The following is an 8,833-nucleotide window of genomic DNA, read 5'->3' as shown; positions in this document are numbered from 1 at the left end:
CCGCTATTTATCACTATAAATGTGTCTCTAACGGTATTATAATTTCAATGGGTAAAAAATACCACTGTGCAGATAATATTGTTATAGAAAGTTTTCATTCATTACTTAAGAAAGCTACAATCCATAATAAAATATATAATTCACATGAAGAATATATACAAGATGTTATAAAATGAAATACATGATATTCAAATCGTAAAGAAAAAGATATAATAAAAAAAATAGTAAATACTTTTTATTAGTACTTACTAAAATGGGTGCAGTTTATTAAATAACATTTTTAAAACCACGGCTTAAATGGTACATCAAGGCCAAATCAACAATTAATTAAGTCATGAACTGCTTCTATATTAAAATACAACATTACAATTGTTATAACTGCTAAAACTAAAAGTACTAGCACAACAATTAAAACTATTGCTCAAACTGGTAATTTTCGCTTGCTTGTTTCTTCATCATATTGAAATGGCATTTTTGTTTCATCAATTTTACCCAAAACATTGCTATTATTAAAACCATCTGATGGAGCAAAATCAGGTGATGAACTAAATCTTGGTGCTGCATTAAAATCTGGTGTTGGTCCAAAATTTGAATTTCCTTGGCCAAAATCATTTTGACCAGAAAAATTAGCACTACCAAAGTCATTTGTTTGATTAAAATCATGGTTTGTCCCAAAAGGAGTTCCCTCATTAAACGTATCATCAAAATTATCATCAAAATCGTTATTGATTCCCTGTTGTTGTTTCATCAAATCTGGATTCATAATTGCGTAATGACGACCCGAATCTTGCGAATACTGTCTTTTATTAAAATTAGAATCTTGACCAGCAAATTGTTGCTCTACTTCCGGTCCTGCCATTGGAGGATAAGTTAACATTCCGGGATATTGTGACATTTGCGGATAACCCATCATCATTGGAAATTGTGGCATCATTGGATAAGGGAACATTTGCGGATAACCCATCATCGGATTATATGCCCCCATTCCCATCGCATTCATTGGATTAGGCATAATAGGCATAACAAATGGTTGATAAATAATTGGTTGATAAATTGGTTTATTATGTTGCGGTTTAACTTCTGTTCCATTAATTCCCAAAGTTTTTGAAATGTAAGAAGAATTAAAGGGTGGATTAGTTTTTGTTTTAAAATCGTTTGGATTACCAGGAACTATAATTGGTTTTGTTAGTGGTGTTACTGGTTCATTTTGGTTTAATAAATTATCATTGCCAAAACTATTGTTATTTTCAAACGAATTAAAATGATTTTCATTTCCACCACTAAATTTTGGATCATTATTATTCACGCTATACCCCTCCATATCAATATGCCCACTTTTCTTATAGATAAATTATATCACATATTTAAGTAAAATTAAAATAAACTATTGTCATAATTATTAGAAAGGTATATAACCATTTACCATTTTATTTAAGTTTAATACCTTGTTTGTTGTTTTTTACTTTGCAAATATTCTTGATCTTTTTCATCAACTTCATTAAAAATATGATAACGATGTTTGTATCAAAATAAATATAAAATAATACCTACAATGATAGCTGAAATTAAATCATTTAACCCTAATAATATAAAATAATAAATATTACTTTGGTCTGGTATAATAAAGAAAAATTATAATAATCTTTTATTAAATTTATTTTTAAAATCAACATATTTTAATATTAGTTTCCTTAAAAACACGATATAATATATATAATTTAAGGTAAATGAAAAAAATGAAACAAAAAAAGTATCGACATAATCCTAAAATTAAGCGAATGTTTCGAATTAAAGGTGAATATGAGGCAACAAAATTAGCACAAAATTTTGTCCGTTATATGACCAATCCCCTTCAAGATAAACGCATTCGAAATGAATTAATTGATACTGAAAATGAAATTTATATGACCATTAGCACTCATAAAACCGTTAAGTCATGGGAAATTAGGTCATTTATCATCTTGAGTAATTGTTAAATTCCCAATTCAGTCCCAAGGAATACCAAACGAAACAAAGTTTAAAAACTTTCCAATGGCGGGTATGGTAAAAGGATTAAATACTAGTTTTTGAGTGTAGTTTAAAGGTAATACTGTAATTTGGCGATTAATAAAATTATTCATATTTAAAATATCTCAAACATTACATGCACCCACTTTATTATATTCAATTTGAACTTGACCAACAGTGTTTTTCAAATTTTACTAAAAAATAATAGGCCGCTTTATTAAAATTTATTAGGTTTTTTTCTTTTTTATGAGTTTTTTTGTTATCTTTTTTTCTAAGGAGAATTAAAAATGAATTATCCAGACACAGAATTTTATATAAAAAAAATTAAGTTTAAAACTTAATTATTATTTTTTTTAATCTTTAATTTCACCAGTTTTATAATCTAAATTTAAAATTATATCTGGTTCTTTTTCACCATATCAACGATAAACTGATTTAAAATAAGTACCGTCATCATTATTTCAATTAGATATTATGTAATTTGGTTCTTTTTTAATTTCTAAACTATTTAAAGTTCTATACAATCGATGATTATTAATTAAATCAATACCTTGCAAGTTATAATTTTGTCAATTAATAAATTTATTAATATTTCAACCACCATTTTTACTAATACGCCATATTACAATATATCATTTGTCATCCGCTATTTTAAATGGTTTTTCTTGTGGTACTATTCATTCTAATTTATTGTTATTTATTGTTTTGCTATTTTTTTGTTTTAATTTTTCTAATTCTTCTGAAGATAATTTATAATTAAATAATTTATTATCGCAGGCAATTAAATTACTACTCCCAGTAGTAATTAAACTAATTGTTCCTAAAACACATAATATTTTTTTCATTTTTTATCCTGTTGCTCTTGAGGTTTGGAATATTTCTTCATTTTCACTTGGAAGTAAAATAGAAACATCATATATTTTTTGTTTTTCTTCATCAGTAAATTCTGTTCCTGTTTTCATTTTATAATAATTTTGACTGTATGTATTTCAATTATTTAGTGTATCTTTATAATTTCTTCAATTAATTGATTCATCATTATTTAATACACTATCTACTTTTTCTCTAATTGAGAAAAAACGCATTGATTCAGATGTCATAAAAATAACTCTAACTAAATCATCTTTAATTTCGTTTTTATTTTCTAATGTAGTATTAGATATTTTATTAATAGATGATAAAATATTGTTTTTATTAATTTCTATATCTTTATTTCCAATTAATGTTGAATAATTTCCGGAATAATCCAATGATTTTGATTCAAATTCTTTAATTTTATTTTCTTCTTTTTCTTTATTAAATTTATCTTCAATTTGAGATTTTATTTTTTCAGAACTATCATTAAAATATCAATATGTTTTCTTTTTAAGTATATTAGTTTCATATTCAGATGATTTAATTTCTTTATTTTTGTTAATATTTGGGGTAACTTTAACATTTTCGGTAGTTATAAAACCATCTAAATATAAATTACTGCTATTTAAAACAAGTTCAATCTCTGCTTCAGGAATAGTTCGTCTTCTATTGCGATTTTCTTGATTAACATTAATTTCTATTTCTTGCTCTCCAACTTTTTGAGTTGAACTATGTGGAACTAAAGTTTCTTGTTCCTTAATTGTTTTTAAGGGAATAAAATTTGGAATAATATCATCTTTATTAACATTATTTATTTTTAATTTAAATATACTTTTTTCTGTACTTGGGTGTTTTGTTTCATGTTCAATATTTTCAGTTTCTTGAAAATAATTAATACTTTCTCTTAAAAAGTTTTTATATTGTCTATTATTATTAACTGTTGATTCGTGACCGCTTTTAAATAAACAGTGATTTTTAATTTTATTTCTAATTCTATTTATTGATTCTTTTCTAATTTCATTTAAATTATGAAACTTATTTTTATTATTTATTGAAGAACTAGAAATATTATTATTTGATTCAGTTTCCGATGATGAATTACCTACAGTTGGTTTCTTTTTGGTGGTTGTTTTTTTATTTACTGGTTTTCCTCTTTTAACTCGATTTAAATTTTCTAAGTTATTTGTATTAAATTTTTTATTATCAACAATATTTTCTAATTTATTTTTTTCTTTTTGATATGGATTAGCAGCAATTACACTTGGCATACTAATTCCGCTAATTGTTAATACACTTAATAAACTTAAAAGTTTTTTCATTCTTATTTTACCTTCTTTCTTAAATTGTATCTATTTCTTCTGTTACTATATTTAAATTAGAGCTACTAACTTTATTAAGTAAAAAAGAACCTTGAAATGAAATATCACTATTATTTATAACAATTTCTTTTGGTAAAAGATCATTATTTTTTAAACTACTCATTATATCTTTAATTAACAAGTCTTGTTCTATTATATTATTATATTCATCAATTATTTTTAATTTTATTTTTCCATTAATATGTTGATTAAAAATAAATTTATTTTTTGTAATAGTTTTATTTAGAGTGAAAGTTAATTTTTTGATTTGATTACCACCTACTTTTACTTTTTGAGACGGGAATTCAATTTCTTTAGTTTCTATTTTTTGTTTTTCAATAACATTTGATAAATCAATTGATGAAGAATTTGAAATAATTTGTGAAATATTTTCTGTTTTTGAATTTGATTTTTCTGTTTGTTAAGTGCTACTTTCTTCATTTCATTGAGAATGTGAAATACTGGCACTTAAACCAATACCGAATAAACTTCCTCCTGCGCTAACTTCTCCTCCTGTTTGTGAAGTTGTACTTTTACTATTACTATTTAAAATACTACTTGTGCCAGTATTGCTAGTTCCTTTTTCTAATGTATTATCAATTCTTTTATTTAATCCTTTTAATATTTGATACGATTCAATGTTCTGTTTTGTATATTTACAACTTTGTGTTTGATATTCATCTTCATCAGATGTTCTATTTTCAAATTTAGCAGTACCGTCACAAATATTTTCAACTTCTTTAATATTAGAAACAAACTCTCTTTTTATTAATTCAATATCAGAATATTTTAAATCATTCATATTAAACTCTATATTTTTAACATAATAATTAGGATTTTTTTCTTGATAATATAAATATACACCTCTTCTTATTTGTTCTTGTAAATCAATAACATCAGATTCAATTAACTTTAAAGTTTCATATTCATAAATCTTACCAGTATTTGAACCAAAATAAAGTTCGTTATTTAATACTACACCCAAAGAATAAATTTCTTCATTTAATTTCATAACAATTTTTTGTTCCTTTGTTGTCTGATTATATTCGTAAATTTTACCATTATCTGAAACAAAATAAACTTTATCATTTAATGCCATAATATCTTTTGAACTATTTATTTTTCCATCTGGTTCTATGATAAGATTCATTTTATTATTATCAATTTCAAAAACTTTTTTGCCATCATTTTGAATAACATATTGTTTATTATTTAACATTATACCATTTGAACCATTAAGAAAACTTCATTCTAATGAAATTATTTTTGTCAGAGATGTAATCAAATCTGTTTCATTCAGTGAATTTGTAAATTTTGAACAATAGTAAAGTTTATTATCTAAAATTAACCCTGTTGAAAAATCAATTCTTTTGTTTTCTTTTGGACCAATAATACTTACTATACCAGAAATCTTATTTTTATTTTCTCTCCTATTTCTATTTAAAATTTTTAAATGATTTGTTTGTGAATAATTACTTTTATCACTATTTAATATTTTTATTTCTTGTTTTTGATAAGGACTAGCGGCAATTGTTGTTGGTAAAGCACTTCCACTAACAGTTAATACACTTAATAAACTTAAAAGTTTTTTCATTTTTTTAAATTTCCTTTCTTCCTTGAAATTTTTTATCAATTTATATTAACATTATATATATATTCAAGTCTAATGTGCATAAGTGTAGAATAAATGGTAATATTTAGTTAAATTAAATGAAAGTGGGAATAAAATATGTATCAAATTTGTGAGATGTGTAAAAAGAGAGATTTACAAAAAGATATGACTGGTTATAATGAATTTTTCTTTTGTAGAAAATGTGAATTTAAAGGAATGGCAGAACAAGCATTAAAAGAAATGGAAAAATCAGAAAATATAAAATATAGTGAAGAGGATAGAAAAGCAAATTTAAAAAGTTTAGAGATAATGTTTAAAAAACAACATGAAAAAATAATTAAAAATTATCAAAGTTTTGAAAATAAGCCATTAAATAAAATAAATACTAATGATTTAAATAAAAAAGTAGAAAAATATTTAGAACTTTATAAAAAAGGTTATAAATTGGCAGTTAAAGCGTTGGGATTATATGAAATAATTGATAAACTTGATTTTGAAGAAACAAAAGAAGAAAATAAAAAATTAGTTGATACAGTTAATGAATTTCAAGATATAAAGAAAGAAGAAATATTTTTAAAACAAGAAATTGATTTTAGTTCTTTAAGTAAAACCAGAATTAATGAAATTAATAAGATTTGTAAAAAATTAGAAGATCCAATAATAGCGTTAATTGAATTTATTGATTCATATTTTGAACTTAAAAATAAAGAAAAAGAAAATAAAAAAAATTAAATTTTAAGAATGACATTAAAAAATGAATAATATTGTTTTAAAATATTATGAAACAACAAAAATTTTAAAAAAAGTAATTAAAGAAAAAATAAACGATATTCCTGTTTATATTTTTAATGATAAAAATTTTACAATATCTAATAAAAATAATAATTTTTTATTTATTAAAATTGAAAGTATAGATAATTTTTCTTATAAAGAAAATAAAATTTATAGTGGGATTTTGGTTATAAATATTTACATAATTATAAATAAAGGAAATTTTAATTTGTTATTAGATTATTCTAATGATTTAGTATTATTATTTGAAAAACAAAATAAGATTAAAAATATAAAAATAAATAAAATTGTCTTTGATGCTTATAGAGGTACTAATATTGAATTGGGCGGAAATATTTTTTTAAATATTTTATTAAAATGTGAGGATTAATATTATTTAACTAATTTAAAATAAGGGGGTGTTATTTTTATGTATGCAGTTTGTAAAAGTTGTAAAAAACACGGTCTTATTAAAAATATGCAAAAAGATAGTAATTTTTATTTTTGTGATGAAACATGTTGGTTAGATTGAATGATAAATAAATTAAAATTAAATAAAGAAGAAAAAGAAGAATTAAAAAAATATTTATTTAAAAATGAAAATAAAAAAATAAATAAAACTTTATCTAAAACTAATAACAAAAAACATTAATATAAATTAAATATAAACAACAACATATAATTAATATAAATTAATTACTCATATGGCGTTTAAAATGTTTAATAACGGCAGATTATTTTAATTATTTATTTGACATTATATTTTAATGACAGTATCTATATAAAGCAAGATTTAAAGATGGAGTTCTATTCGTTAAATGGGAATTAAAAAGTTTATTGAAACTGGTTGGCATAAAGTCCTGCGAAAGTGGGCATTACTATACATACAAAATCCTTTCTAGATTAAGTAAGTGATATGACAGAAAAAAAGCATATATAATTTGACATATTCGGCGATAACAATAGCCGTCTGTTTTAATAAAAACTAAGATAGTTAATAATATTTAATTATCGCCACCTCCTTTCTATTACAAGATTAATATTAATCTTGTTTTTTTATTAAAACTAAATTTGACAAATATCAAAAATGGAGTTAGTGTGTGAGTATTATTTGATAATAATTAGAAAGTGGAAATGCTAAAATGATTACAAATATTGATTTTTTTAAAGATTCTGAAGAAGAAAATGATAAAAAATATGCTGAAGATATTACTAAAAAATTAATTGAAAAAGATGATGAATTGTTTAAAATGACAAAAGAAAATCTAGAATATCAAAAATATAAAATAAAAGAAAAAAGAAATAAAACTATAATAACAAAAAGATGCCGTGTAACTATTCCACGAAGAAGATATTATTATTTTGATGAAATTTTAAAAAGAAAAGTATATGTTTTTTTGTTAGACGAATATTTGGGAATTAAAAAATGACAAAGAACAGAAAATTCATTACGAGAAAAAATATTATCATTTATGGGTGATGGAAAAAGATATAGTGATGTTATAGATACAGTTGCGGATTCAAAAGTTAGTAATATGACAATATCAAATATTTATAAGAATGTTGATTTAGATAAAATTGACTATATTCATATTAATCAAAGTAATAAAATAGATATTACTGGAGATACTATATATGTTCAAGCGGATGGTACATTTCAAACTATGCGAGATGATAAAACCAAAGAAAAATTAAAAGAACATATATTAATTTCTACTATACATACTGGGTTTGATAAGGAAAAATCAACTGAAAAAAGACCAGTAATTGAAAATAAAAAAGGTGTTTTCGAAATGAATAATATTCCACATAAAATTAAAAATTTAACTAATATTAAGGTATTTACAAATAAAGTTATTGAAGCAATGCATAGTTATAATATTAAAAAAGATACAAAGATTTTAGTTTTGGGTGATGGTGCAAATTATATTGAAACTATCGCTAATGCTATTGCGAAAGAATTTAAAAATAATATTCTTGATGTAAGTTTAGATAAGTATCATTTAATTAAAAAATTTGAACATTTATGATCATATCGAAAAAGAAATAAAATGCAAGAAATAAAATATAATGTAGCAAAACACTATTTTTATAATGGCAAATATAATGAATTATTAGATTTATTAATTTCTCTTTTGCCATATATTGTTGGAAATAAACGAAGTTATTTATTAAAAACAATTAAATATATTAAAAATAATGAAAAATGTATTCGTAATCAAATTCTCCC

General features: G+C 22.5%; 10 protein-coding genes and 2 pseudogenes. 5 read left to right on the top strand and 7 right to left on the bottom strand.

The annotated features are described in order from the left end of the window. A pseudogene (locus D9R21_RS02870) lies at positions 1-242 on the top strand (integrase core domain-containing protein); the annotation flags it as partial. 38 nt (positions 243-280) lie between these two features. On the opposite strand, the gene D9R21_RS02865 reads toward D9R21_RS02870, so the two are convergent. From D9R21_RS02865 to D9R21_RS02840, 7 genes and pseudogenes are all read right to left on the bottom strand, one after another. Next, complete coding sequence (locus tag D9R21_RS02865) at positions 281-1,306, bottom strand: hypothetical protein (protein ID WP_126821021.1); 1,026 nt, start codon at positions 1,304-1,306, stop codon at positions 281-283. A gap of 131 nt (positions 1,307-1,437) precedes the next feature. Continuing rightward, a pseudogene (locus D9R21_RS08750) lies at positions 1,438-1,614 on the bottom strand (MATE family efflux transporter); the annotation flags it as partial. A gap of 263 nt (positions 1,615-1,877) precedes the next feature. Further along, positions 1,878-2,195 (bottom strand): hypothetical protein, encoded by a 318-nt coding sequence (locus D9R21_RS07920; RefSeq protein WP_196234371.1) that lies wholly within the window; start codon positions 2,193-2,195, stop codon positions 1,878-1,880. Positions 2,196-2,360: 165 nt separating this feature from the next. Further along, positions 2,361-2,852: a lipoprotein gene (locus D9R21_RS02850; RefSeq protein ID WP_126821020.1), complete on the bottom strand. Its 492-nt coding sequence runs from the start codon at positions 2,850-2,852 to the stop codon at positions 2,361-2,363. Positions 2,853-2,855: 3 nt separating this feature from the next. Beyond that, positions 2,856-4,181 carry a ribosome-inactivating family protein gene (locus D9R21_RS02845; RefSeq protein ID WP_126821022.1) on the bottom strand — a complete coding sequence of 442 codons (1,326 nt, stop codon included), beginning with the start codon at positions 4,179-4,181 and terminating at the stop codon, positions 2,856-2,858. Positions 4,182-4,200: 19 nt separating this feature from the next. After that, on the bottom strand, positions 4,201-4,344 hold the full coding sequence (locus D9R21_RS06950; RefSeq protein ID WP_158613856.1) for a hypothetical protein: 144 nt from the start codon (positions 4,342-4,344) through the stop codon (positions 4,201-4,203). A 297-nt stretch (positions 4,345-4,641) separates the two neighbouring features. Continuing rightward, positions 4,642-5,814 carry a hypothetical protein gene (locus tag D9R21_RS02840; RefSeq protein ID WP_126821019.1) on the bottom strand — a complete coding sequence of 391 codons (1,173 nt, stop codon included), beginning with the start codon at positions 5,812-5,814 and terminating at the stop codon, positions 4,642-4,644. Between the two features lie 135 nt (positions 5,815-5,949). On the opposite strand from D9R21_RS02840, the gene D9R21_RS02835 reads away from it, so the two are divergent. The 4 genes from D9R21_RS02835 to D9R21_RS02820 form a co-directional block, all read left to right on the top strand. Next, positions 5,950-6,564 carry a hypothetical protein gene (locus tag D9R21_RS02835; protein WP_126821018.1) on the top strand — a complete coding sequence of 205 codons (615 nt, stop codon included), beginning with the start codon at positions 5,950-5,952 and terminating at the stop codon, positions 6,562-6,564. A gap of 22 nt (positions 6,565-6,586) precedes the next feature. Next, the gene (locus D9R21_RS02830; protein WP_126821017.1) at positions 6,587-6,994 is read left to right on the top strand and encodes a hypothetical protein; all 408 of its coding nucleotides are present in this window, start codon (positions 6,587-6,589) and stop codon (positions 6,992-6,994) included. Positions 6,995-7,033: 39 nt separating this feature from the next. After that, positions 7,034-7,255, top strand: a complete 222-nt coding sequence (locus tag D9R21_RS02825) for a hypothetical protein (protein WP_126821016.1) — start codon at positions 7,034-7,036, stop codon at positions 7,253-7,255. 490 nt (positions 7,256-7,745) lie between these two features. After that, positions 7,746-8,833 (top strand): Mbov_0401 family ICE element transposase-like protein (locus D9R21_RS02820; protein WP_148108821.1); only part of this gene is annotated, 1,088 nt, incomplete at its 3' end.

The organism is Spiroplasma endosymbiont of Megaselia nigra, from assembly GCF_003987485.1.
GTDB lineage: Bacteria > Bacillota_I > Bacilli_A > Mycoplasmatales > Mycoplasmataceae > Spiroplasma.
Note: the sequence above shows the minus strand (reverse complement) of the source record. Positions and strands in the feature narration are given on the sequence as shown.